This window comes from Dawidia soli, from assembly GCF_018598185.1.
Classification (GTDB): domain Bacteria; phylum Bacteroidota; class Bacteroidia; order Cytophagales; family Cyclobacteriaceae; genus Ohtaekwangia; species Ohtaekwangia soli.
On record NZ_JAHESC010000025.1, the window covers coordinates 63,959 to 86,953 of the forward strand.

A 22,995-nucleotide genomic window follows, 5' to 3' on the forward strand; every position below is an offset into this window, starting at 1 on the left:
TCATCTTTAAGGGTGAACAACTTATCCCATGAAACTCGAGAAGCTTGAGATCTTGCGTAGCATTGCCGAGATGGCCTACGTCATCGCCAAAGCCGACAAAGGTCTGAGCTCGGAAGAGCGCAGAGCTTTTCACAAGATCATCCAGGACGAGCTGGAATACGATTCATGGGCCGCGCAAAGCCGGTTCGAATTATTGGACGAAGTCCTACAGCCCACGGCCGAGAAAGCCTACAACGAAGCCATCCACGACTTCCGCAAATACAAAGACCATCCCCTCTCGCAAGAGCTGAAGGAAAAGGCTATCCGCGTCATGACCCGGGTGGCCGAAGCGTGCAGTGGCGTACATGAAAATGAGCTCCAGATCATCGAACGATTCAAAAAAGATATCCACTACGAAGGCTGACGAATACCCCTATCCCTCCCTGTGGCTAAATGGCCGCGACGTACCGGTCGCCGCCGTGCGCACAGGCGACCCCGCATCCCTGGCGACCACACCGTTTGAAGAAAGTACGCTGGACTTTGTCCGCGCCTGGCTGAACGGCGAGACGACATTTACACTCCACACCAGCGGATCCACCGGCACGCCCAAACCGATGACCGTATCCCGGCAGCAAATGCTCACCAGCGCCGCCATGACTGCCGCCGCGCTGGGCCTGACAGCCGGCTACACCGCGCTCGTCTGTCTCGACACCCGCTACATCGCCGGCAAAATGATGCTGGTGCGATGCCTCACCACCGGCATGCATATCGTCGCGGTGACACCGTCCTCCAATCCGCTGGCCGCCGTGCCCGACACGATCTCCGTGGACTTTACGGCCCTGGTGCCCTACCAGGTATATGCCCTGCTCGAGTCGCCGGAGAAAGCACGGCTTGGCGCCATTCGCCATACGTTGATCGGCGGCGCCGCCCTTGATCCGCGCGTGCTCCCTACGTTGGCAACACTCCCCGGCCGGTTCTACGCCACCTATGGCATGACCGAAACCATCTCGCACATCGCACTTCAATACCTCAATGGCCCCGCGGCCGCGCCGATATTCCGGGCCTTGCCGGGCGTTACCCTGACCACCGACGATCGCGGCTGCCTGGTCATCCATGCGCCCCACGTGCCGCAACCCGTTGTCACCAATGACCTGGTGGACATGACAGCTCCCGGCTCCTTCCAGTGGCTCGGCCGTTGGGACAACGTCATCAACAGTGGCGGCGTGAAAATTATACCTGAGAAGGTCGAAGAAGCCATCGGCGCAGTACTGAATGGGTTGAACCTTACACGTTCATTTATAGTCTGCGGATTGCCAGACCCCAACTTGGGGCACAAGCTTACACTTATTGTCGATGGCATAGAATTTACACCTCAGCAGTGGAACGTTATCCAGGCAAAACTTCGTCAATCGCTGCCGGCGTACGAAGTGCCTAAAGACCACCTCTCCGTTCCAGCCTTCCGGTATACCGATACCGGTAAGATACACAGACAAAAAACGATTGAAATTGTTACAAAACCTTACTAAAGGTTACATACATCCAATCTGCTGTATGTAGGGTAGCATTTTTGAAAAAACCGCGTTTTTCCCCTTTGTGCATCTAAAAAGCGGGCTTCGCGTTTAAACTTTTAAATAATTTTAAAATGAAAGGTTACATCCGTGTCATTTTTTTTATTTAGCTTTGGTTTGTCTATTTAGTAAGTTGGCTTTAAAGATCCCTTCTTTAATCTACTCCCGATCTTTAAAGCAGCATCTTAAGGTATTTAAACATGTAATACCATGAAGAAGGTATTGGTTATTGAGGACGACGTTCCTCTATGCTGGCTTTTAGAGAGGATACTGAAAAACAATTATGAGGTCGTTATTATGAACGACGGTATGGAGGCCTGGTCTTGGCTCACCGACGGACATATTCCCGATCTCATCATCTCCGATCTCAAAATGCCTTCTCTGGATGGCTTGGAGCTGTTGGAAAATCTGAGTACTAGCGGGTTGTTTAAAAACATTCCTGTTATCATCCTCTCCGGATACGAAGATGTCAACAAGCGCAAGCAATGCCTGGATCTGGGAGCATTCACGTATTTAGTGAAGCCCTTCGAGCCACAGTCCCTGGTGACTGAAGTGAAACGTGCGTTATCAGCAAGTAAGGAGAAACTGTTTTCGTAAAAAAGTATGGATGTAGCTTTACAACTCAACGTTCAGGAGCCCCTGAACCCTTCCGTGTCAACCACCATGAAAGTGCAGGCTTTCACCCGTCACATTTTGCGGGTCGGCTTTATCTCTGTCACGCCCGACTATGAGTATGGAAAAGACGAGATACTATTTACCAACACAACCGCCAAAGCCGTGCAACAACACCTGGCCTCCGGCGAAAAATTTGACGCCGTCTTCATCAGTCCCGACCAGGGCCAGCAAGACATTGCGCTGGTAAAAGAGTTCGCCAAGGAATACGCCCTGCCCGTCATCCTGTATTCGGCGAAGTTCGACGCCGACTGCAAAGAGATCGCCCTCAAGCGCGGCCTGGACGACTACTTTTACGGCAACATCACCGCGGCATCCCTCAAGCGTCTCGACTTCATCCACAAGCTCAAGACCTATAAAAATAAACGCGGCAACAAGCCCTACGCGGCACCGCAGGTCGCCGACGTGCCCAAGATCAAACTGTGGGCGCTGAAGCGCACGTTCGACATCGTGGTCTCGGGCGGCATGATCCTGGCATTGTTGCCGATCATGATCATCACCGCCATCCTGATCAAACTGGATTCGAAAGGCCCGATCTTCTATATCGCCAAGCGCGCCGGGTCAGGCTACAAGATCTTCGACTTCTATAAATTCAGATCGATGCGCACCGGCGCCGACGCCGAGCTGGCCAAGCTCACGCACATGAACCAGTATACCGAGAGCGCCGACAAAAGCGTATTCTTCAAGATCAAGAACGACCCGCGCGTAACACGCCTCGGCCAGTTCCTGCGCGACACCAGCCTGGACGAGCTGCCGCAGCTCTTCAACGTGCTCAAAGGCGATATGTCACTCGTGGGCAACCGTCCCCTGCCCTTGTACGAGGCCGAAAAACTGACCAAAGATCAGATCGCCTGGCGCTTCCTGGCACCCGCCGGCATCACCGGTCTCTGGCAGGTGACCAAACGTGGCAAAGACAACATGTCTGAAGAAGAGCGCATTCAGCTCGACATGGAGTACGCCATGAAGAACTCTTTCCTGTATGACTTAAAAATTCTTTTCAGCACCATCCCTGCCCTGCTCCAAAAAGTGCAGGCATAGCGATGCAGAATTTTGTACCTCGATGTTAGTACTGGAAATTATTCTCCTGGTTTACTTTGGCTTTGTCGTATTCCATAACTTTTTCTTCTCAGCCATTAGTTTTATATACCGTGAAGACGGCTTCTACAAGGGTCCGGTAAACAAACACAGCCGCATCGCTGTGTTGATACCTTCCTATAAAGAAGACGGCGTCATCATCAGCACCGCCGAGCTGGCGGTACGGCATAACTATCCGCCGGAGGCGTTCACGGTCTTCGTGATCGCCGACTCGCTGCAACCCGCTACCGTGCAGGCCCTGCGGCAAACCGGCGCCACCGTATTCGAAGTGTCGTTTGAAAAAAGTACGAAAGTACGTGCCCTTCAATATGCCCTGGCCAGAATGGAAGGCTATGACATCGCCGTCGTGCTCGATGCCGACAATGTCATGAAGGAAGGCTTCCTGGCCAAGGTCAACCATGCCTTCAACAACGGCTTCCGCAACCTGCAGGGCCGCCGCGTTGCCAAGAACAGCGACACCCCCATGGCCTACCTCGATTCCATCAGCGAGGCCATCAACAACCAGATCTTCCGCAAAGGCTATAACGCCGTCGGCCTGTCGTCATCGCTGATCGGGTCGGCCATGGCGTTTCCCTTCCAGCCCTTCCGCGACAACATCAACGCGATGGACTCCGTCGGTGGCTTTGACCGCGAGCTGCACCTCCGCCTGCTGGCACAAAAGCAACGCATCTATTACCTGGAAAGCGCCGAAGTATACGACGAAAAGACCCGTCAGGCGGAAGCCTTCTCCAACCAACGCCGCCGCTGGTTGTCCAGCCAGTTTGTATACCTGCAGCGTAACTTCGGGAAAGGCGTGCGCCAGCTGCTCAAAGGCGACTTCGTCTTCTTCGAAGCCTCGGTGCTGAGCAACCTGTTGTTGCCGCGCATCCTGACCCTGGGCTGTCTGCCCATCCTGGTCATACTTTTCACCCTGCTGCGCCACTACCTGGTGCTGGGCTATGCCTGGACCTGGGCCTACGCCATTCTCTATGTAGCAGCACTGGTCATTGCCGTGCCCGCGAAGTACTTCGACAGGAAGCTCTTTGCCGCCGTCGCCAGCCTGCCTAAAGCCTTTGCACTCATGTTCCTCAACCTGTTCCGGTTGAAGAATGCCAATAAGAAATTTATACACACACCGCATTCCACTACAACAGTAGAATCAAAAAAGTAAAGCGATGAAACAACAACCCCTTGTCTCGATCATTCTGATCAACTGGAACCAGCTGCCCGTTACGCTCGAATGTCTCGAGTCCCTGAAACGACTGACGTACACCAACTACGAGATCATTCTCGTAGACAACGCCTCGAAAGAAGATCCTTCCAAAATTGTAAAGGAAAAATTCCCGCATGTACGCATGATCAGGACCGACCAGAACCTCGGCTTCACCGGTGGCAACAACATCGGGTTGAAGATCGCCAAAGGCGATTACTTTTTCATCCTCAACAACGACACCGAAGTGGCCAGCACCAACCTGCTGGAAAAACTCATCGAGCCATTTGAGAAAGATCCTTCCATCGGCATGGTGAGCCCGAAGATCCGGTACTTCTCCCATCCCGACATCATTCAATACGCCGGCTATACCAAGATCAACCCTTTTACCGGTAAGAACCGCCAGGTAGGCGAAAAAGAAGAGGACAAAGGTCAGCACAACGTGTCCGGCTATACCGACTACGCCAACGGCGCAGCCATGCTCGTGAAGCGCGAAGTGGCCGACCGCGTCGGTGTATTTCCCGATCACTTCTTCATCTATTACGAAGAGCTCGACTGGTCGTCGCAGACCGTCAGGCACGGGTATAAGATCTATTATCAGTCGGAGGTCTATATCTTACACAAAGAGTCCATTACCATGGGCAAGGCCAGTGCGATCAAAACGTACTATAACAACAAGAACCGCATCCTGTTCATGCGCCGGAACTCCAACAGCTTCCAGCTGATGTGCTTCCTCGCATTCCTGGTTACGTTCACCATTCCGAAGAACACGCTGTCGTTCCTCTTCTCCGGGAAGTTCGAGCACCTGCGTTCGTTCTACCGCGGCGTGTTCTGGAACGTCAAGAACCTGAACCTGTACAAACACGAGCCCTTGAATAAATCACTGGCCACGGTAGAAGCTCCCAAACAAGTACTCTAAAACCTCTGCGGCAACATGTGTGGCATTAGTGGCTATATCGATTTTACAGGCAAGAGCGGCCGCGACGTACTCGTCGGCATGGTCGATTGTCTGACGCACCGCGGCCCCGACGACTCCGGGTACCACGTCGTGCAACACGACAACTATACGCTCGGCCTGGGGCAACGGCGCCTGTCCATCCTGGACCTCTCCCCACTGGGCCACCAGCCCATGTTCTTTGAAAATCTCGGCATCGTTTTCAACGGCGAGATCTATAATTTCCAGGAGATCCGCCAGGAGCTGATCGCTCAGGGGCACTCCTTCATCAGCGGTGGCGACACCGAAGTTATCCTCAAAGCCTTCAAGACCTGGGGCCCCGCCTGTGTGCAGCGCTTCATCGGTATGTTTGCGTTCGTCCTGCACGACACCGACACCAACAAAGTATATATCTACCGCGACCGCGCGGGCGTAAAGCCGCTGTTCTACTACTGGCACAACAACCTGCTGTTGTTCTCGTCCGAGCTCAAGAGCTTTCACCGCCACCCGGCGTTCGAAAAGAGCCTGGACTACAACCACCTGGCGCTGTACCTGCAATACAACTATGTGCCGGGGCCGTACTCCATTTTCAAAAATACCACCAAGCTCAGCCCGGGCCACTACCTGGAGGTCGACCTGCAAAAACGCACTGTCGTCACACACCAGTACTGGAACGTGCTCGACCACTACAACAAAGAGAAGCTGAAGATCAGCAAGCAGGAAGCCATTGAAGAAACCGAGCGTCTGCTCAAATCGGCCTTCGAATACCGCATGGTATCCGACGTACCCGTGGGGGTATTCCTGAGCGGCGGCTACGACAGCACCGCCATTGCCGCCTTGCTGCAGAAAGGACGCACGGAGAAGATCAAAACCTTCACCATCGGCTTTGATGTAGAAGGATTTGACGAAGCGCCGGAGGCCAAAAAGATCGCAAACTTTCTGGGCACCGATCATACCGAACACTACTGCACACCGCAGGAAGCGTTTGCCATCATCCCTACCCTGGCCGACATCTACGACGAGCCCTTTGCCGACAACTCCACCGTGCCGACGGTGCTGGTGTCCAAGCTCGCACGACAGTCCGTAAAAGTAGCGCTGTCCGGCGATGCCGGCGACGAGATCTTTGGCGGCTACTATAAATTCATCCAGTCCGTCGAGCTTACCTCGCAGTTTCCCAAGCCCCTGCAGCGCACGTTGGCCGGGGTGATGAGCATGGTAAACCCCGAGAAGCTGCCCTACTTCAAAGACCGGTATAACTTCTCGACACGCTACGAAAAAGTATCCGAGATCTGGCGTTCGGGCAATCCGTTGACGGCCCTCAAACAGATCAGCCATTATATCACCGGCAGCGAGTTGAAGCAATACCTCAAACACAGCTTCCTGTTGCCGCCGACAGACTTCGACCTCGAAAAGGATATGCTCGATAACAACGATGCCTTCAATAAAATGCTGGCCATCGATTACCGTACCTTCCTGGTCGACAACAACCTGGTAAAGGTAGACCGTGCCACCATGTCGGTAGGCCTGGAAGGCCGCGAGCCGTTCCTCGACCACCGCGTCATCGAGTTCGTGTCACGGCTCCCGTCGTCGTACAAGATCCACGGCAAAGAGAAGAAAGTGCTGCTGCGCGACATCGTACACCGGCATGTGGACAAGCCGCTGATGGACCGGCCCAAGAAGCCGTTCATCGCGCCACTCACGGTGTGGTTCCGCCAGGAGCTGAAAGATTACTTCCTGCATTACCTCAGCGAAGACAACTTAAAGAAGGGCGACTTCTTTAACCCGGCGCCGATCATCGCGTTACGCGACCGGTACCTGAGCGGCGCCCAGGTAAACCACCAGAAGCTCTGGAACATCCTGATCTTCCAGATGTGGAAAGAAAAATGGCTATAACTCAAAAATACTATACTATAACTCTTACATCTCCCTATTATGGCTAAATCACTCATCACCGGCGGAGCCGGCTTCATCGGTTCACACGTTGCCAAGCATTGCCTGGCTGCCGGTCACCAGGTCATCGTTCTCGACGACCTCAGCGGCGGTTTTGAAGACCATATTCCCGCCGGCGCCACGTTTATAAAAGGCTCCATTACCGACGAGCAACTCATCTCGAAGCTGTTCGCCGAGCACAAATTCGACTATGTATACCACCTGGCGGCGTACGCGGCCGAAGGCCTGTCGCACTTCATCCGCCGGTTCAACTATAACAACAACCTGATCGGTAGCATCAACCTGATCAACGAGTCGGTAAAGCATGAAGTGAAATGCTTTGTCTTCACCTCTTCTATCGCGGTATACGGTCCCGGCCAGGTGCCGATGACCGAAGACATGGTACCCACCCCGGAAGATCCGTACGGTGTATCCAAATACGCCGTAGAGCTTGACCTCAAGGCCGCGCACGAAATGTTCGGCCTCAACTACGTGGTATTCCGCCCGCACAACGTATACGGCGAGAACCAGAACATCGGCGACAAGTATCGCAACGTGATCGGTATCTTCATGAACCAGATCATGCAGAACCTGCCGATGACGATCTTCGGCGACGGTACCCAAACGCGTGCCTTCAGCTACATCGACGACGTCGCCATTCCGATCGCGAAATGCGTGGACATTAAAGAAGCCTACAACGAGGTATTCAACATCGGTGCCGACAAGCCCTATACCATCAACGAGCTGGTGACCGTGGTGAGCAAACACCTCAACGCGCAGCCGAACGTAAAACACCTGCAAGCGCGCAAGGAAGTGCTGCACGCATACTCCAGCCACGAGAAGAGCCACCGCGTGTTCAAGACCGGCGCCCCCGTCACGCTCGACGAAGGGATCGGCAAGATGGCGGCCTGGGCCAAGAAAGTAGGCAGCCGTGCCAGCCAGGAGTTTGGTAACATCGAGATCGCTAAAAATCTGCCCGAAGGATGGACCAAAAAGTCCTGAAGCGACCGCTGAAGGTAGTCCTTTCGATCCGGCAGGGTCAGGTTGGAGGCGGTGAATCACACGTACTGGAGCTGGTCAAAGGGTTTGACAAATCCCTCGTCGAACCCGTCGTGCTCAGCTTCACCGACGGCGAAATGATTGACCGCCTTCAGGCCATGAACACCCCCGTACAGGTTATCCCCACCACCACGCCGTTTGACGTGCGTGTGTGGGGTAAAGTAAAACGATTTTTGTCCAACACCGCGCCCGACATTGTCCACGCCCACGGCACCCGCGCGGCATCCAACCTGTTCTGGTCCACCCGAGCGCTCAAGCTCCCGTTGCTGTATACCGTACACGGCTGGTCGTTCCATAAGACACAGCCTAAAACAACGTACTATACCCGTTTATATACCGAGAAGTTTATCACCCGCCGGGCAGCCCTCAACATCTGCGTGTCGAACAGCAACGAAGAAGACGGCAAAAAGCTCTTCGGCCTGAAAAACTCGATGGTGATCCACAACGGCGTCGACCTCGGCAAGTTTGACCCTACCCGCACCTACCCCGACATCCGGCAGGAGTATGGCATCCGCTCCGACGAGATCCTGATCGGCTATATCTCGCGGGTAACCTATCAAAAGAATCCACTCAATTTTATTCGCGCCATCGCGCAGCTCAAGAAAGCCGTTCAGAATTTCAAAGTACTGATGGTAGGCGACGGCGACATGAAAGACGAAGCGCTGGCGCTGGCCGCCGAGCTCAACCTGCAGGATACGATCATCTTTATCAAGTTCCGCAGCGACGTGCCCGCCATCCTCCAGGCGTTGGACATCTTCTGCCTGCCCTCGTGGTGGGAAGGATTCTCCATCGGTTTGCTGGAAGCCATGGCGATGAACAAGTGTGTCGTTTGCAGCAGCGTGGACGGCAACAAAGAAATCGTATCCGACCGTTCTACCGGGTATTTTATGCAGCCCGAGGACCCGCAGCAAATGGCCGATACGCTGGCGTATCTCTGCCTCCATCCTGCTGCCCGTGCACAGGCAGCAGAGAAAGGGCAGCGTTTGGTCCGCGAGCAGTTCTCGGCCACTAAAATGATTCGCCGGGTAGAAAACCTTTACCGCGACACTGTGCTCTACGCTTAATCGCAGGGATATTCGTAGTCTTCCCAGGGCAGTTCCTCCCTGGAGCGCGAAAGCGGAATATCGTTTTCGTCATAGGTGTACTCAAAGATCTCCGTTCCGATCTGCGGGACGTCGATCAGCGTCACATTGTTCCGGCTCATGTTGTTTTCGGGCATGTAGTACTGCCAGTAAGATCCGGTCAACCCTGTCAGCCGATACACGTTCACCGCGGTATCATATTCATAGGATTGCGAAAAGACGGGAGATCCGCCCGGCAATTTGTATTCCTGGTGTGTGATGTTACCGACCGCGTTATAGTGATACAGCATGGTCAAAGTGACTTGATCGGATGCGTTGAGCTTTTCCATTTCGGTGATCTGGTCACCGGTCTTATAGTATCTGTTCCTGCCCACCAGGACTGCCGGCGGGTCGTCGCTCGACTGATAATTATATTGATATATCGACTCGACGATCACGTCGGCCGACGGGTAGGTAAACGTGGTGCGTTGGGTCTTGCGCTCAATACCATCCAGATACCTGTAATATTCAATCCAGTCTAACTGGCTGCCAGTATATCTATAAAAGGCGGTATAATTTTCGGCCGGATCGAATTCTGAGAAAAATTCCGCATAGTCCACGCTGACGGGGTCATCGCTATAATACACGTTCATCCTCCCCAGGAATGCCGGCAACTTTGACGGCAGACACTCCACCACCGATACGGGCGTGACCGTAACCACGTACTGTTGTGTACTCTCATCCTCAGCCGTGACGGTATACGTCACCGGGTTCGTAAAGTCCTGCACTACACCCGACGCCGGTGAAACGGTCGCCCCTTCCGACACCTCGATGGTCGGAGTCATTGCAGTAATGTTGGTAAGTTCTTGGGGCACGGTGACCGCGACGGTCTTCGCAGGTTCATTGATTGTGCCCGGTATCGGCGGGTCAAAATCGGCAAAAGTAAAGGTGACAATCGCCTTTGCGTCACTCTCGGGGTCTTCTGGGTCTGGATCCACAGGGCCCGGATCGGGATCAGGATCCGTCGGCTGCTCGTCATCGCTCGAACAATTTACCAGCAGGATCGAACACATCAGGATGATCAACAGATTAAATACCCATGTCTTGCGCATCATAAATTAAGTGTTAGGTAAAACGGCAGGTAGGCGTGAGGCTTTCTCACGTATGAATAATATACAAAAAAAAACGAATACTTCCAATCACGATCGCACCCTGCGTTTCCATGAGCAGCGAAACGCTCTCCTCCAAACGTTTTGCACGACCAAAATGATCCGTATCTTGGCGGGCGTACCGACGAATGGTACGTCGTATTCCGAATAATATGAACCCCAGCATAGCATTCATCGGGCTTGGCAACATGGGCTACCCCATCGCCAAAAACCTGATCGAGCAAGGCTTTACCGTAAGCCTCTACAACCGCACCCCCGAGAAGCTCCGCGACCTCCTCACCCTTGGCGGCCACGCTGCCGAAACACCCGCCGCAGCCGTTGCCTCCGCCGCCGTCGTCATGACCATGCTCAGCGACGATGCCGCGGTCACGACCATCGCCGATCAGGTATTATCCGCCCTGCAACCCGGCACGGTCTTCCTCTCTCTCAGCACCATCAAAGCCGAAACCGCCCAGGCCCTCGCCGACCAGTGCCGCACCCGTGGTGTGCACTATGTAGCCGCTCCCGTCATGGGCCGCCCCCCGGCCGCCGCCGCCCGTCAACTGTCGATCCTGTTATCCGGCGATGCCGGCGCCCAGGCGCGGGTCGCCCCCATCGTAGCGGCGATCGGCGCGCGCTGCTTCGACTTCGGTCCCGAACCCGGCACCGCCCATACCGTCAAGCTGATGCTGAACTTCATGATCTTTACCATCGTAGAGATGCTGAGCGAAGTCATGCTCATGGCCGAGAAGGCCGGCATCGACAAAGCAGCTCTGCTCGACACCATGCTCAACACCGTCTATGGCGCCCCCGTATTCAAAAACTACGGCACCCTGATCGTACAGGAAAGCGAAGTCCCCAACGGCTTCGCCACAGCCCTGGCCAACAAAGACCTGCGCCTGGCCCAGGAAACTGCCGCCGCCCTCGGCGCCAAGCTGCCGCTGGCCGAACTGGTAAGAGCCCACTTCGAAGAAATGATCGCCGCCGGCAAAGGCGACAAAGATGTGTCAGGGTTGATCACCCACTTGCGGAAGTAGACGTCGGGCGAAGCCCGAGGCCAAACACTGGCGCCGGTCTTTAGCCCCGCCTCGGGGCGGAGACCGGTGCCCCGTATGGTGGCGGTCTCCCGACCGCCTTACCGTAAACCAATTACCCCAAAAAACACAAAGCAAAAAACTCCCGTAAAGTGCCTCTCATACCAACTATTCACTAACTTCATCACCCAGTTCGTGTAACCCCGTTAGCATGAGTCGCAAATATAAATTCCGAGACCAGGAAGCAGTCTATTTTGTAACCTTTACCACGATCTATTGGCTCGATATCTTCATCCGCCAGGAATATAAAGATATATTCCTAAACAGCCTTCGTTATTGCCAGGAGAACAAAGGTCTGGAGCTCTACGCCTATTGCATCATGAGCAGCCACGTACACCTGATCATCGCCCGTCGAGGCAGACCAGAGCTTCAGGATATCGTACGGGATATAAAAAAATATACAGCAACGAGCATTATTCATGCAATCCAAAACAACCCGCAAGAGAGTCGTCGGGATTTGCTGATGTGGCTGTTTGAAAAAGAAGGAAAGTTCAATAATGATAATGAACGGTACCAGTTTTGGCAGCGGCACAGCCATCCAATCGAACTGAACACGGAAGAAAAGCTGTATCAACGAATGGAATACATCCATAATAATCCTGTTGGAGCAGGAATAGTCTCACAACCGGAATATTACCTGTACAGCAGCACTGCATCGTATGGTGGGTTATCGGGAGGGTTGATAGAAGTTATGTTGATTTAGCCGGCATTCTTAAGGCGGTCGGGAGACCGCCACCATACGCGGCACCGGTGCGCGCCTCCGCTAACGCTCGGCGCTAAACACCGGCGCCAGATTCAGGCCAAAGCCCAATCAAACTTTTTCCCACCACCCCACATCCTAAAACCAGTATCTTTACCCCATCAAACCGCACCCCCGTGAGACGATTCTACTGGCTATTCCTGATCTGTCTGCTCACCGGCGCCGCCGCACCGGCATGCCATGCCCAGAAACAATTGGTGCTGCTAAAAAATCAGAAAGTGAGACTTCGCCTCTACCCCGGCGACGAGATCGTATACCGCCTCAAAGGCAGCAAAACAGTTCATACCAGCTACATCAACAACCTGTTTGACACCGCGGTCATGATCCACCAGGAGATCGTGCCATTTCATAAGATCGACCGCATCTACTTCAAACAACGCAACCTGCTCAACCTGGCCGGCGGCTTCCTGGTAACGGGCGCGGTAGCTTATTTTCTGATCGATCAGGTGAACGAGACCCTGGTGCAGGGTAACGACGCTAACCTGGATAAAGGCGTGGCACGTACGTCGCTCATTATGACAGCCGTGGGCGTGCCGTTGTTACTGCTGCACCGTAACTCGCGCCGCATCGGCGGGCGCATTCATCTGCTCACGGTGGACAAAGGCTCGGCTTTCTACCATCCCGACATCCGCAACATCCAGTGGGTACCGAACTGAGCTAATCGGCCTCTACCCGGCGCTCGACACGGTAGTGCGCGTTCAGCTCTTCGAGCAGCTCTTGTACAATGATCCTGGCTTCCTCCGGCGATTCGATCTCGACGGCGTCGCCCATCATCAACACACCGCGGCAGAACTGGCGCATGTTGCTGGCGATGAATGTCATGCGCACGTGGGTGTCGAGGTCCTCCTCCGACACATAGCCATAATAATGCTTGGCGCTGACCAGATAGCCCGATAGTGGCTTGGTCATCAACAAGCGCACCTGCTGTACATCGTGGTTGGCTTCCGACAGGCTTTGTAGATATTCTTGCAGGCTTAACAGGTTTCGGCCGTCAAAGGCATCGTTGGTGACCGTCATATGTTTGATACGGTCTGTGCGGAAGTCGCGGTAGCCGTTGCGCAGGCGGCACCAGGCAATGAGGTGCCACGCCTGGCTGTAGTAAAACAGGCCGATAGGCTCTACGATGCGCTCTGTAATCTCGCCGTGCTGATTGCTGCAGTAGTTGATCTTCAAGGCGCGCTTCCCGACAATGGCGGCCTGGATGTCGGTCAGGTACGAGTCGGGAAACTCCGCCTCGCGCGTGGGCGGGTGGCGAAACACTTTGATATACGACTGGAGGCTCTCCAGGTGGTCCTTCTCGTTGTCGTGCAGCACAGACTTGATCTTCATCAGCGCCGACTCGAACGTGCGTTGCACCGACTTGTCCGTCATCTGCTCCACCAGCTTCGAAGCCATCAGCATGGCGCTGGCCTCCTCCTGGGTGAACATGACGGGCGGCAGGTGGAATCCGTCTACGATAAAGTACCCCTTGCCCGCTTCCGAGCCGATCGGCACACCGGCCTCCATCAGCGCCTTTACGTCGCGGTAGACCGTGCGCAGGCTGATCTCAAACCTGTCGGCAATCTCCTCGGCTTTCACCACGCGTTTGGATTGCAACTGGATCAGGATGGCGGTAAGGCGGTCGATGCGGTTCATAAGGTTGGGTATACCCCAAAGATACGACAGGAATGGGTCAAGGTTTCGGCTCGGCGGTAAAAAGCAAGGCCCTCTTTCGTCTTATGCGCACGAAAGAGGGCCTGCTTGCCGGCAGAAAGGTTCTTCTACCAGAACATCGTGTACAGGGCGACCAGGATGCCGCACACCAGCACCGCGCCTACGGTGAACGAAGTATTCGTCCGGAACATCGAGCTGTCCACTTCCAGGCCTTTCGGCTGAATGCCCTTGCTGTTCTCATACTTGGTGATGATGATCATACCCAGCACAGAGATCAGGAACACAAAACCCATCCGGTCCAGGAACGGTATTTCGTAGATGCCCTCGGCATTGGGAATGGCAAAGCCCATACCCGACAGGAAAGACAGGTCCATGAATTGCGGCAGGAACTTAAAGAACACCGACAGCGCAAAGCCGCCGATCGTAGCAAACAGCGCCGCGTTCGACGTCGTCTTTTTCCAGAAGAAGCCCAGCAGGAACATGGCAAAGATACCCGGCGATACAAAGCCCGTATATTCCTGGATGTACTGGAAGCCCTGCTTGCCCTCGCCCATCAGCTTCTCGCCGATCAGCAACGACAGCACTACCGCCAGGAACATGGAAATGATCACGGCCAGCTTACCGATGTTCACCAGCTTCTTCTCGCTGGCATTTTTATCAAACGCCTTGTTGTAAATATCCAGGGTAAAGATCGTACCGATACTGTTGGCCTTACCCGCCAGCGAAGCCACGATCGCCGCCGTCAACGCCGCGAACGCAACACCCTTCATACCGTCCGGCAGCAGGTTGAGCAGCGAGGGATATGCCTTGTTAACATCCAGGATGCCCTTCGAGTCGAGCATCTCCGTCTGGAACATACCCTTTTGGTGGAGCACATACGCCGCGATACCCGGCAGCACCACGATCACCGGCATCAGCAGCTTCAGGAAAGCAGCAAACAAGATCCCGCTGCGTGCCGTCTTCAGGTCCGCGCCCAGGGCGCGTTGCGTGATGTATTGGTTACAGCCCCAGTAATTCAGGTTGGTGATCCACATACCCCCGATCAGCACGGTCAAGCCCGGCAGGTCCATGTAGTTGGGGTTGTCACGTTTAAAGATCATGTGGAAGTGGTCGCCGGCCTGTGAGGTCAGCAGCGAGAAGCCGTTGAGGACCCCTGTCTGGCCGGACTTTTCCGCCACGAGGTTCAACGCGATATACGTCGCCATCAAACCACCCAGCACCAGGAAGAACACCTGGATCACGTCCGTAAAGCCGATCACCTTCATACCCCCCAGTGTAATGACGATCGAGAAGATCGCCAGCAGCAGGATACAGAAATAGATGTTAAGCCCGGAGATCCCGCTGATCGCGATCGCGCCCAGGTAGAGGATCGACATCAGGTTCACCACGATATAGAGCAACAGCCAGAACACCGCCATGATCATGGCCACCGTACTGTTATACCGCTCGTTGAGGAACTGCGGCATGGTATAGATCTTGTTTTTCAGGTATACCGGGATAAAGAACACCGCCACGATAATGAGCGTAGCGGCCGCCATCCACTCGTACGTGGCAATCGCCAATCCCATTTTAAAACCCGACCCCGACATGCCGATAAACTGCTCGGCCGAAATGTTGGAGGCGATAAGCGATGCACCGATCGCCCACCACGTCAGCGAGCCCTCCGCCAGGAAGAAATCCTTGGAGTCTGTCTGTTGACGCTTTTTACGGTGGTAGATCCAATAGCCATAGCCGGCCACAATGACGAAGTAGATGAGGAAAACTATATAGTCAATATTCTTAAGGCTTGCTACATAGTCAACGGGTTGCTGTTCTTCCATGATTAGGTTTAGGGTTATAGGCAAATGGGTGTTAGGGTCTTATCACCGAATACGTTCGTTCAATCGATAAACTAAAAATGAATTTCTTTTTCCAAAAAGACAAGCCATCGGTCAGAAAGCTTATGGTCATTTTGACAAAAAGTTGCCGTACGGACAGTAAAAGGCGGTCGGGAGACCGCCACCATACTCGGCACCGGTCTCCGTCCCGAGGCGGGGCTAAGACCGGCGCCAGATGCAGATGCTTTCGGGGCTCCGCCCCGTCCGCCTCTTTCAATTACTTAGTCGAAAACTTGTAAGTCGTCTGTGTCGAATAGGTCTCACCAGGGTTCAACACAACCGACGGAAACGAAGGCTGATTCGGAGAGTCCGGATAGTGCTCGGTCTCCAGGCACAAGCCAAAGCGCTTCGCATAAGCATTCCCTTGTTTACCCACGACTGTGCCATCCAGAAAATTACCACAGTAAAACTGGATCGCCGGCTCTGTAGTATATACTTCCAGGAAGCGGCCGCTGGTCGGCTCATATACCGACGCCACGGCCTTACCGCTATCGGCAGGCGACAATACCCACGCGTGGTCGTATCCACCGCCCACGATCAGCTGCTCGTCCTTCTCATTTACGCGCTGCCCTACCGCCGTGGCCGTGCGGAAGTCAAACGGCGTGCCGGCCACGTCCTTCAGCTTGCCGGTCGGGATCAGTACCTTGTCCACCGGCACGAACTTGTCGGCGTGCAGCATCACCTGGTGGTCCAGGATGTCGCGTTTGGCGTTGCCCGTCAGGTTGAAGTACGTGTGCTGGGTCAGGTTCACGACCGTCTTTTTATCGGTCGTAGCCGTATAGGCGATCTTAAATTCGTTGTTATCGGTCAGGGTATAGGTCACCTCGGCCTGCAGCGTGCCGGGATAACCTTCCTCCATGTCCTTGCTGGTATAGGTCAGCTTCAGCGACGGGCCCTCCGCAGCGGGTACCTCGGCAATGTGCCAGTAAACCTTGTCAAAGCCTTTGAGACCGCCGTGCAGGTGCTGGCCGTTGTTGTTTTGGGCCAGTGTATAGGTCTGACCGTCGAGGGTGAATTTGCCTTTGGCGATCCGGTTGCCATAGCGGCCCACGATGGCGCCGAAGTACGGCGAGCCACCCAGGTAGCCCTTCAGCGAGTCGAAGCCCAGCACCACGTCTTCCAGCACACCGTTCTTATCGGGCACCTTCAGCGAGGTAACGATACCGCCGTAGTTGATCACCTTCAGCTCCACACCGTTCTTGTTCTTGAGTGTATATTCCTCGACGGCCTGGCCGTCGGGAAGGGTACCGTATGCCACCTTGGCGACGGCGCTGGCAGCAACGGCCGTCGTATCGGCCGCCGCGGGGATCTTTTCGTCGTTCTTTTTACAGGCTTGTGACATCATAGTGCAGATCAAAAGAGTATAAACTGTTAGCGTACGCATAGATCAGGGGTTTGATGATTCGGATAGCAAAGTCTGCTTGTAATGGATCTCCGGCAGGTCGCGCAGACGGGCGGCACTGAACTCGGGGGTAATATCGCGTTGCGGGTTGGCCAGCATCTCGTAGCCTACCATAAACTTCTTCACTGTGGCCGACCGCAGCAGCGGTGGGTAGAACACCATGTGCCAGTGCCACGCCGCATGCGGCGCACCGTCGCTCGGCGCCTGGTGGATCCCGGCCGAATACGGAAACGACACCTCGAACAGGTTGTCATACCGCGTCGCCATCCGCCGGTACGCGTCGGCAAACGCCTGGCGCTCGGCTTCCGTCATATCGGTGATCCGGGCCATCGCCCGCTTGGGAATGATCATCGTCTCGAACGGCCACACCGCCCAGAAAGGCACCAGGGCCACAAAGTGCTCGTTCTCAAAAACGATCCGCTCCGCGCGCCGCACCTCCAGCGGCCAGTAGTCCGACAGTAACGTCACACCCTTGCGCTGGTAATAGGCTTCCTGGTGTTGTTGCTTTTTCGCCGGCTCGACGGGAATGGACTCCTGCGACCAGATCTGACCGTGCGGGTGCGGGTTGGAACAGCCCATCACCGTGCCCTTGTTTTCGAAGATCTGGATATAATTGATATTCGGCTGGCGGCTCAGCTGGGTATATTCGTCCACCCACAGGTCCACCACGCGGCGGATGCCGTCCGTATCCATCTCGGCGATCGTCAGGTCGTGCCGCGGCGAGAAACAGATCACGCGGCAGATGCCCGCTTCGCTCCGGGCCAGCAGCAGATCGCCATCCTGGAAATCGCCCGCCGGCACGTCGTTCACCAGCGCGGCAAAGTCGTTTGTAAAACTATAGGTCGACGGATAGGTTGGATTCACCTCGCCATTCGCACGCACGTTACCCGGGCAGAGATAACACGTCGGGTCGAATGCCGGGCGATTGTCCTCCCCCGTCTTCTCTACCTGTCCTTGCCACGGGCGCTTGGAACGGTGCGGCGATACCTGCACCCATTCTCCCGTAAGAGGGTTATACCGTCTGTGCGAATGTTCTGTTAGATCGAACCTGTTATCCATAGTTGATTATGCATTCTTCAAAATATGCTGTTGCCATTTCCAGGCAGACCGCATCATCTCTTCCACGCCCAGCTCCGTGCGCCAGTGCAGCTCCTGGTTAGCCAGCGCCGTGTCGGCATAGATCTTTTCAATGTCGCCCGGGCGGCGGTCGACGATCTTATAGTTCAGCTTGAGGTTGTTCACACGCTCAAAGACTTCGATGATCTCCAGTACCGTCAGCCCCTTGCCGGTGCCCAGGTTGAAGAACTCGTAATTGCTCTTCTGCTGGCCGCTCAGCAGCCGTTGTACGGCGATGACGTGCGCTTTCGCCAGGTCCACCACGTGGATATAATCGCGCATGGCCGAGCCGTCGGGCGTATCGTAGTCTTTGCCGAATACCAGCAGCTGCTCGCGAATGCCCGCGGCGGTCTGCGTAATGAACGGCACCAGGTTGCCCGGCACGCCCTGCGGCAGCTCGCCGATCAGGGCCGACGCGTGCGCACCCACCGGGTTGAAGTAGCGCAGGGAAATGGCCTGCGTGGCCGGCACAGCCCGGCAGTTGTCGCGCAGGATCTCTTCGCCGACCTGCTTGGTGTTGCCATACGGCGACTCCGCCGGTTTGAACGGCGTGGCCTCGGTCACCGGCAGCTGGTCCGGCTGCCCGTAGACAGTGCACGACGAGGAGAAAACAATGTTGGCAATGCCGAGGCGCTGCATCGCTTCCAGCAGCAGGATCAGCGACAGGATGTTGTTTTTGTAGTACAGCAGCGGTTTTTGAACCGACTCGCCCACGGCCTTGCTGGCCGCAAAGTGAATGATGGCCTTGATGTCGCCGTGCTGCGCAAAGAAGTCCGTCAGTGCCCGCTCGTCGCACAGGTCGAACTCGGCAAAGACCGGGCGTGTGCCCGTGATCTTTTCGATGCCGTCCAGCACCTCGTATTGTGAATTGGAAAGGTCGTCGACGATAACGACTTCATACCCTGAATTGATCAATTCGACCGCCGTATGCGAGCCGATATACCCGGTACCACCGGTCACTAGAATTTTCTCCTTCATGGCCCTAAAGTAAATTAAAATTCCGATTGGCTAGTGTGCCACACCGGTACCTTCTTTTACGTGGACGATGTAGGCCTCCATGTCGATGCCGAATGCCTGCCGGTAGGCCTCCCGGGTCGTGGCTACGAAGCTGTCCACGGCCTCGTTCCGGATCAGGTTGATCGTACAGCCCCCGAAACCGCCCCCCATCATGCGCGCACCCGCCACCACGTCGGTCGCCCGGGCCTGCTCCACCAGGAAATCCAGCTCCCGGCAGCTTACTTCGTACAGCTTCGACAAGCCGTCGTGGGTCTCGTACATCTTGCGGCCGAACGCCGACAGGTTGTGTTGTTTCAGATCCTGGCTGGCCTCCTGCACCCGGGCAATTTCCTGAACAACGTACAGGCAACGGTCAAACACCTTGCCCGCCAGCTCGGCCGCGTGCTGACGCACCATGGCTTCGCTCACATCGCGCAGGCTCTTCACCGCCGGGTAATGCTTTTGCAAGAGGGCCACACCCCGCTCGCATTCCGCGCGGCGGGTATTATATTCAGAGTCTACCAGCGAGTGCTTCACCTTCGTGTCGCACAGCACCAGCGTATAATCTTTCAGGGCCAGCGGCGAGTAATGATACTCCAGCGAGCGGCAATCCAGCACAATCACCTGGTCTTCGGCGCCCATCATGCTGGCAAACTGGTCCATGATACCGCACTTCACGCCCACAAAGTGGTGCTCGGACCACTGCGCCATCAGGATCAGATCGTTCTTGGGAATGTTATGGCCGTTCATACGGTCCAGGGCAAAGGCAAAACCGCATTCTACAGACGCAGACGACGACAAGCCCGCGCCCATGGGAATATTACCGCCGAACACACAGCGGAAAGGCTTCACCGCATAGCCCTTGTCCACGAACTGGCGCAGCACACCTAACAGGTAGTTCGCCCACTTGGGCGCCTTCACCGGCTGCGGGTCCTGCAGGTTGACGGTAAATGTTTCGTCGTATTTGAGGGAGTAGATCACCGACACCGCGTCGGGTGCGGGGCTGATGGCAAAGACCGTTTCCCGGTCAATCGCGGCCGGCATCACAAAGCCATCGTTGTAGTCAGTATGCTCGCCGATAAGATTGATACGGCCAGGAGAACGAACTACCAGCGGCTCGGTCTGGTAAAGCTCCTGGAATTTGCGTGTTACATCCTGTACACTGAAATCCACGGTCTATATAGGTTTAGGTAAATGCGCTAAAAAAAAGCTGCCGGAAACCAAACGTCCTTCGATTTCCGGCAACTGTTAACCAATCAATTAACCCAAATGTTAATGACATCACGAAGTAGCATATACGGAACCACATACCAAACACCGAAACACCACCGCAAACGAAATAACGGTGCCGGAAACGTTCTCGAACATCAAATTCCCCTCGTCGGCCGGCGTTGCGGTTTGTGCTGTACTTTCTGTACTTTCGTGCCCAGTATAGCCATGAAGAATACCCAGGCCACCATTCGCGACCTTGCCTTGAAGTTGAATATCTCGATATCGACCGTCTCGCGCGCGTTGCGGAATGCTCCTGACGTAAACCCCGAAACCAAGAAGGCCGTACTGGCCCTGGCCGAGCAGCTGCACTACGAGCCCAACCGCGTGGCCCAGAGCCTGCGTATCAAAAAGACCAAGACCATCGGCGTGGTCGTGCCGCAGATCGCCATGCACTTCTTCTCCTCGGTCATCAGCGGCATCCAGGAGTACGCCGCGCAGCACGGCTATAGTATCATGATCTGCCAGTCGCTCGAATCGCTCGATACCGAAAAGTCCAACATCCACATGCTGGTGTCCAACCGCGTAGACGGCCTGCTGATCTCGCTGTCGAGCGAGACCACCAACGTCGAGCACCTGGAGCACCTGCTGGCCAAGAAAATTCCCATCGTGCTCTTCGACCGCATTACCGACGCGCTGCCGGTATCCAAGGTCGTCGTAGACGATCACGACGGCGCCTTTACCGCCGTGGACTATCTCATCCGCACCGGCTGCCACCGCATTGCCTACATCGGGGGGCCTGAGGGCCTGTCCATCAGCAACCAGCGTCTGCAGGGTTACCGCGATGCGCTGCAAAAGCACGGCCTGCCGCTGCTGCCCGACTACATCGTACACTGCACCGACCTGCAGCACGGCGCCACCGACGCCACCCGGCGCCTGCTCGACCTGCCCGGGCGCCCCGACGCCATCTTCTGCATGAACGACCCCATGGCCATCCTCGCCATGCAGGTGCTGCGCGAGCGCGGCGTGCGGATTCCAGACGACATCTCGCTGGTAGGCTTTACCGACGAGCCCGTGTCGCGGTTCATCGAGCCGGCCCTCACCACCGTGGCCCAGCCCGCCTATACCATGGGCCAGGCCGCCGCGCGCCTGTTCATCGGCCAGGTAGAACAGCCCGATAACTTCACCCCGCGCCAGGAAGTATTGCCCACCGAACTGATCGTACGCGGCACCACCCGCCGGTTATAAACGTTTTTTACAGTCCTTCCTCCCCGTTTCCTTTTGTGGCTGCGAGAAAATGTCAATCTTTGACACTACTACTTATCCATGGCACAAGGCTTACTGATCGATATGGATGGCGTTGTCTACGGCGGCGACATCCTCATCCCCGGCGCAGACGCATTCATTGACCGCTTGCTGAAGAACGATATACCGTTCATGTTCATGACCAACAACAGCCAGCGCACGCGGCTCGACGTGGTCCGGAAGCTGAAGCGGCTCGGCATCGACGTGGAAGAAAAGCACGTCTATACCAGCGCCATGGCTACCGGCAAATTCGTCGCCGGTCAGATCCCGCAAGGCACCGCCTACGTGCTCGGCGAAGGCGGCCTGCTCACCAGCCTGCACGAGAACGGCATCACCCTGGTCGACACAGACCCCGACTTCGTCGTGCTCGGCGAAGGCCGCAACTTTACCCTGGAGAGGGTGCAGCGCGCCGTCGACATGATCCTGGCCGGCGCCAAATTCATCACCACCAACCGCGACCCCTCTCCGAAAAAGAAAGGCTGGGCCAACCTGGGCATCGCCGCCACCACCGCCATGATCGAAGAAGCTACCGGCGTAAACGCTTTCGTGGTCGGCAAGCCGGGCCCCGTCATGATGCGGTCGGCACGCAAGGCCCTGGGCCTGGAGACGGCCGACACCACCGTCATCGGCGACACGATGGATACCGATATACAAGGCGGCGTACAAATGGGCTATAAGACCATCCTCGTGCTGTCGGGCATCACCAAAGCGGAAGACTTCCGCAAGTATGCATTTAAGCCCGACCTGGTGGTGAACTCGGTGAACGACATCACCTTCCCCCTGGATTGGTGGAAAAAATAAGCGTTTAAACGATTGTTTCGCACCCCCGGAAAGCGAGCAACAAATTCCTTCTTCCTGTCAAAAACCGCGCGAAATGCAGGCTCACCGTGCATCTTAAACCGGATTTTTAGGGTTCGTGCCCGCGCCCAACCGACATTCATTACTCCCG

The 22,995-nt window shown here is 55.5% G+C and carries 21 protein-coding genes; 14 read left to right on the forward strand and 7 right to left on the reverse strand.

Features of this window, described 5'->3' with window-relative positions; genetic code table 11:
• The first annotated feature begins 28 nt into the window (after positions 1-28).
• From KK078_RS17455 to KK078_RS17495, 9 genes are all read left to right on the forward strand, one after another.
• A complete protein-coding gene (locus KK078_RS17455) occupies positions 29-403 on the forward strand; it encodes a tellurite resistance TerB family protein (RefSeq protein ID WP_254091588.1) in 375 nt (124 codons plus the stop codon).
• Positions 351-1,505, forward strand: coding sequence for an AMP-binding protein (locus tag KK078_RS17460; protein WP_254091589.1), 1,155 nt, complete (start codon positions 351-353; stop codon positions 1,503-1,505). The genes KK078_RS17455 and KK078_RS17460 overlap by 53 nt, the downstream gene beginning before the upstream one ends.
• A 252-nt stretch (positions 1,506-1,757) precedes the next feature.
• A complete protein-coding gene (locus KK078_RS17465) occupies positions 1,758-2,144 on the forward strand; it encodes a response regulator (RefSeq protein WP_254091590.1) in 387 nt (128 codons plus the stop codon).
• A 6-nt stretch (positions 2,145-2,150) separates the two neighbouring features.
• Positions 2,151-3,257, forward strand: coding sequence for a sugar transferase (locus KK078_RS17470; protein WP_254091591.1), 1,107 nt, complete (start codon positions 2,151-2,153; stop codon positions 3,255-3,257).
• A 22-nt stretch (positions 3,258-3,279) separates the two neighbouring features.
• Entirely contained in the window at positions 3,280-4,464 is a 1,185-nt protein-coding gene (locus KK078_RS17475; protein WP_254091592.1) for a glycosyltransferase, read from the forward strand.
• A gap of 4 nt (positions 4,465-4,468) precedes the next feature.
• On the forward strand, positions 4,469-5,422 hold the full coding sequence (locus KK078_RS17480) for a glycosyltransferase family 2 protein (protein ID WP_254091593.1): 954 nt from the start codon (positions 4,469-4,471) through the stop codon (positions 5,420-5,422).
• Positions 5,423-5,437: 15 nt separating this feature from the next.
• Positions 5,438-7,330 (forward strand): asparagine synthase (glutamine-hydrolyzing), encoded by a 1,893-nt coding sequence (gene asnB / locus KK078_RS17485; protein ID WP_254091594.1) that lies wholly within the window; start codon positions 5,438-5,440, stop codon positions 7,328-7,330.
• A 39-nt stretch (positions 7,331-7,369) separates the two neighbouring features.
• Entirely contained in the window at positions 7,370-8,368 is a 999-nt protein-coding gene (locus tag KK078_RS17490) for an NAD-dependent epimerase/dehydratase family protein (RefSeq protein ID WP_254091595.1), read from the forward strand.
• Positions 8,350-9,489: a glycosyltransferase family 4 protein gene (locus KK078_RS17495; RefSeq protein ID WP_254091596.1), complete on the forward strand. Its 1,140-nt coding sequence runs from the start codon at positions 8,350-8,352 to the stop codon at positions 9,487-9,489. Before KK078_RS17490 ends, KK078_RS17495 begins: the two co-directional genes overlap by 19 nt.
• On the opposite strand, the gene KK078_RS17500 is transcribed toward KK078_RS17495, so the two are convergent.
• A complete protein-coding gene (locus KK078_RS17500) occupies positions 9,486-10,601 on the reverse strand; it encodes a DUF5018 domain-containing protein (RefSeq protein ID WP_254091597.1) in 1,116 nt (371 codons plus the stop codon). The genes KK078_RS17495 and KK078_RS17500 overlap by 4 nt on opposite strands.
• 206 nt (positions 10,602-10,807) lie before the next feature.
• On the opposite strand from KK078_RS17500, the gene KK078_RS17505 reads away from it, so the two are divergent.
• From KK078_RS17505 to KK078_RS17515, 3 genes are all read left to right on the forward strand, one after another.
• Positions 10,808-11,671, forward strand: a complete 864-nt coding sequence (locus tag KK078_RS17505) for an NAD(P)-dependent oxidoreductase (RefSeq protein ID WP_254091598.1) — start codon at positions 10,808-10,810, stop codon at positions 11,669-11,671.
• 208 nt (positions 11,672-11,879) lie between these two features.
• Positions 11,880-12,431 carry an REP-associated tyrosine transposase gene (locus KK078_RS17510; protein ID WP_254091599.1) on the forward strand — a complete coding sequence of 184 codons (552 nt, stop codon included), beginning with the start codon at positions 11,880-11,882 and terminating at the stop codon, positions 12,429-12,431.
• A gap of 173 nt (positions 12,432-12,604) precedes the next feature.
• Complete coding sequence (locus KK078_RS17515; protein ID WP_254091600.1) at positions 12,605-13,144, forward strand: hypothetical protein; 540 nt, start codon at positions 12,605-12,607, stop codon at positions 13,142-13,144.
• 1 nt (position 13,145) lies between these two features.
• Here the strand turns inward: KK078_RS17515 and KK078_RS17520 are convergent, their stop codons facing one another.
• The 6 genes from KK078_RS17520 to galK all read right to left on the reverse strand — a co-directional run bounded on the left by KK078_RS17520 (position 13,146) and on the right by galK (position 20,705).
• Positions 13,146-14,123, reverse strand: a complete 978-nt coding sequence (locus KK078_RS17520) for a helix-turn-helix transcriptional regulator (RefSeq protein ID WP_254091601.1) — start codon at positions 14,121-14,123, stop codon at positions 13,146-13,148.
• 125 nt (positions 14,124-14,248) lie between these two features.
• On the reverse strand, positions 14,249-15,961 hold the full coding sequence (locus KK078_RS17525) for a sodium/sugar symporter (protein WP_254091602.1): 1,713 nt from the start codon (positions 15,959-15,961) through the stop codon (positions 14,249-14,251).
• Between the two features lie 274 nt (positions 15,962-16,235).
• Positions 16,236-17,363, reverse strand: coding sequence for an aldose epimerase family protein (locus KK078_RS17530; protein ID WP_254091603.1), 1,128 nt, complete (start codon positions 17,361-17,363; stop codon positions 16,236-16,238).
• 42 nt (positions 17,364-17,405) lie between these two features.
• On the reverse strand, positions 17,406-18,479 hold the full coding sequence (locus KK078_RS17535) for a UDP-glucose--hexose-1-phosphate uridylyltransferase (protein WP_254091604.1): 1,074 nt from the start codon (positions 18,477-18,479) through the stop codon (positions 17,406-17,408).
• 6 nt (positions 18,480-18,485) lie between these two features.
• Positions 18,486-19,514 carry a UDP-glucose 4-epimerase GalE gene (gene galE / locus KK078_RS17540; protein WP_254091605.1) on the reverse strand — a complete coding sequence of 343 codons (1,029 nt, stop codon included), beginning with the start codon at positions 19,512-19,514 and terminating at the stop codon, positions 18,486-18,488.
• 30 nt (positions 19,515-19,544) lie between these two features.
• Positions 19,545-20,705, reverse strand: coding sequence for a galactokinase (galK, locus tag KK078_RS17545; RefSeq protein WP_254091606.1), 1,161 nt, complete (start codon positions 20,703-20,705; stop codon positions 19,545-19,547).
• A gap of 264 nt (positions 20,706-20,969) precedes the next feature.
• On the opposite strand from galK, the gene KK078_RS17550 reads away from it, so the two are divergent.
• Together KK078_RS17550 and KK078_RS17555 are read left to right on the forward strand one after the other, a co-directional pair.
• Positions 20,970-21,989, forward strand: a complete 1,020-nt coding sequence (locus tag KK078_RS17550; RefSeq protein WP_254091607.1) for a LacI family DNA-binding transcriptional regulator — start codon at positions 20,970-20,972, stop codon at positions 21,987-21,989.
• 78 nt (positions 21,990-22,067) lie between these two features.
• The gene (locus tag KK078_RS17555; RefSeq protein WP_254091608.1) at positions 22,068-22,847 is read left to right on the forward strand and encodes an HAD-IIA family hydrolase; all 780 of its coding nucleotides are present in this window, start codon (positions 22,068-22,070) and stop codon (positions 22,845-22,847) included.
• Positions 22,848-22,995: the final 148 nt, after the last annotated feature.

Excerpts from the sequence above, each read along its gene's own strand:
- KK078_RS17505 (WP_254091598.1), top strand. The coding sequence starts at position 10,808 with ATGAACCCCAGCATAGCATTCATCGGGCTTGGCAACATGGGCTACCCC.
- KK078_RS17470 (WP_254091591.1), top strand. The coding sequence starts at position 2,151 with ATGGATGTAGCTTTACAACTCAACGTTCAGGAGCCCCTGAACCCTTCC.
- KK078_RS17465 (WP_254091590.1), top strand. The coding sequence starts at position 1,758 with ATGAAGAAGGTATTGGTTATTGAGGACGACGTTCCTCTATGCTGGCTT.
- KK078_RS17535 (WP_254091604.1), bottom strand. The coding sequence starts at position 18,479 with ATGGATAACAGGTTCGATCTAACAGAACATTCGCACAGACGGTATAAC.
- KK078_RS17460 (WP_254091589.1), top strand. The coding sequence starts at position 351 with ATGAGCTCCAGATCATCGAACGATTCAAAAAAGATATCCACTACGAAG.
- KK078_RS17525 (WP_254091602.1), bottom strand. The coding sequence starts at position 15,961 with ATGGAAGAACAGCAACCCGTTGACTATGTAGCAAGCCTTAAGAATATT.
- asnB (WP_254091594.1), top strand. The coding sequence starts at position 5,438 with ATGTGTGGCATTAGTGGCTATATCGATTTTACAGGCAAGAGCGGCCGC.
- KK078_RS17480 (WP_254091593.1), top strand. The coding sequence starts at position 4,469 with ATGAAACAACAACCCCTTGTCTCGATCATTCTGATCAACTGGAACCAG.
- KK078_RS17475 (WP_254091592.1), top strand. The coding sequence starts at position 3,280 with ATGTTAGTACTGGAAATTATTCTCCTGGTTTACTTTGGCTTTGTCGTA.
- KK078_RS17495 (WP_254091596.1), top strand. The coding sequence starts at position 8,350 with ATGGACCAAAAAGTCCTGAAGCGACCGCTGAAGGTAGTCCTTTCGATC.
- KK078_RS17530 (WP_254091603.1), bottom strand. The coding sequence starts at position 17,363 with ATGATGTCACAAGCCTGTAAAAAGAACGACGAAAAGATCCCCGCGGCG.
- KK078_RS17455 (WP_254091588.1), top strand. The coding sequence starts at position 29 with ATGAAACTCGAGAAGCTTGAGATCTTGCGTAGCATTGCCGAGATGGCC.
- KK078_RS17510 (WP_254091599.1), top strand. The coding sequence starts at position 11,880 with ATGAGTCGCAAATATAAATTCCGAGACCAGGAAGCAGTCTATTTTGTA.
- KK078_RS17500 (WP_254091597.1), bottom strand. The coding sequence starts at position 10,601 with ATGATGCGCAAGACATGGGTATTTAATCTGTTGATCATCCTGATGTGT.
- KK078_RS17490 (WP_254091595.1), top strand. The coding sequence starts at position 7,370 with ATGGCTAAATCACTCATCACCGGCGGAGCCGGCTTCATCGGTTCACAC.
- galE (WP_254091605.1), bottom strand. The coding sequence starts at position 19,514 with ATGAAGGAGAAAATTCTAGTGACCGGTGGTACCGGGTATATCGGCTCG.
- KK078_RS17520 (WP_254091601.1), bottom strand. The coding sequence starts at position 14,123 with ATGAACCGCATCGACCGCCTTACCGCCATCCTGATCCAGTTGCAATCC.
- KK078_RS17555 (WP_254091608.1), top strand. The coding sequence starts at position 22,068 with ATGGCACAAGGCTTACTGATCGATATGGATGGCGTTGTCTACGGCGGC.
- KK078_RS17550 (WP_254091607.1), top strand. The coding sequence starts at position 20,970 with ATGAAGAATACCCAGGCCACCATTCGCGACCTTGCCTTGAAGTTGAAT.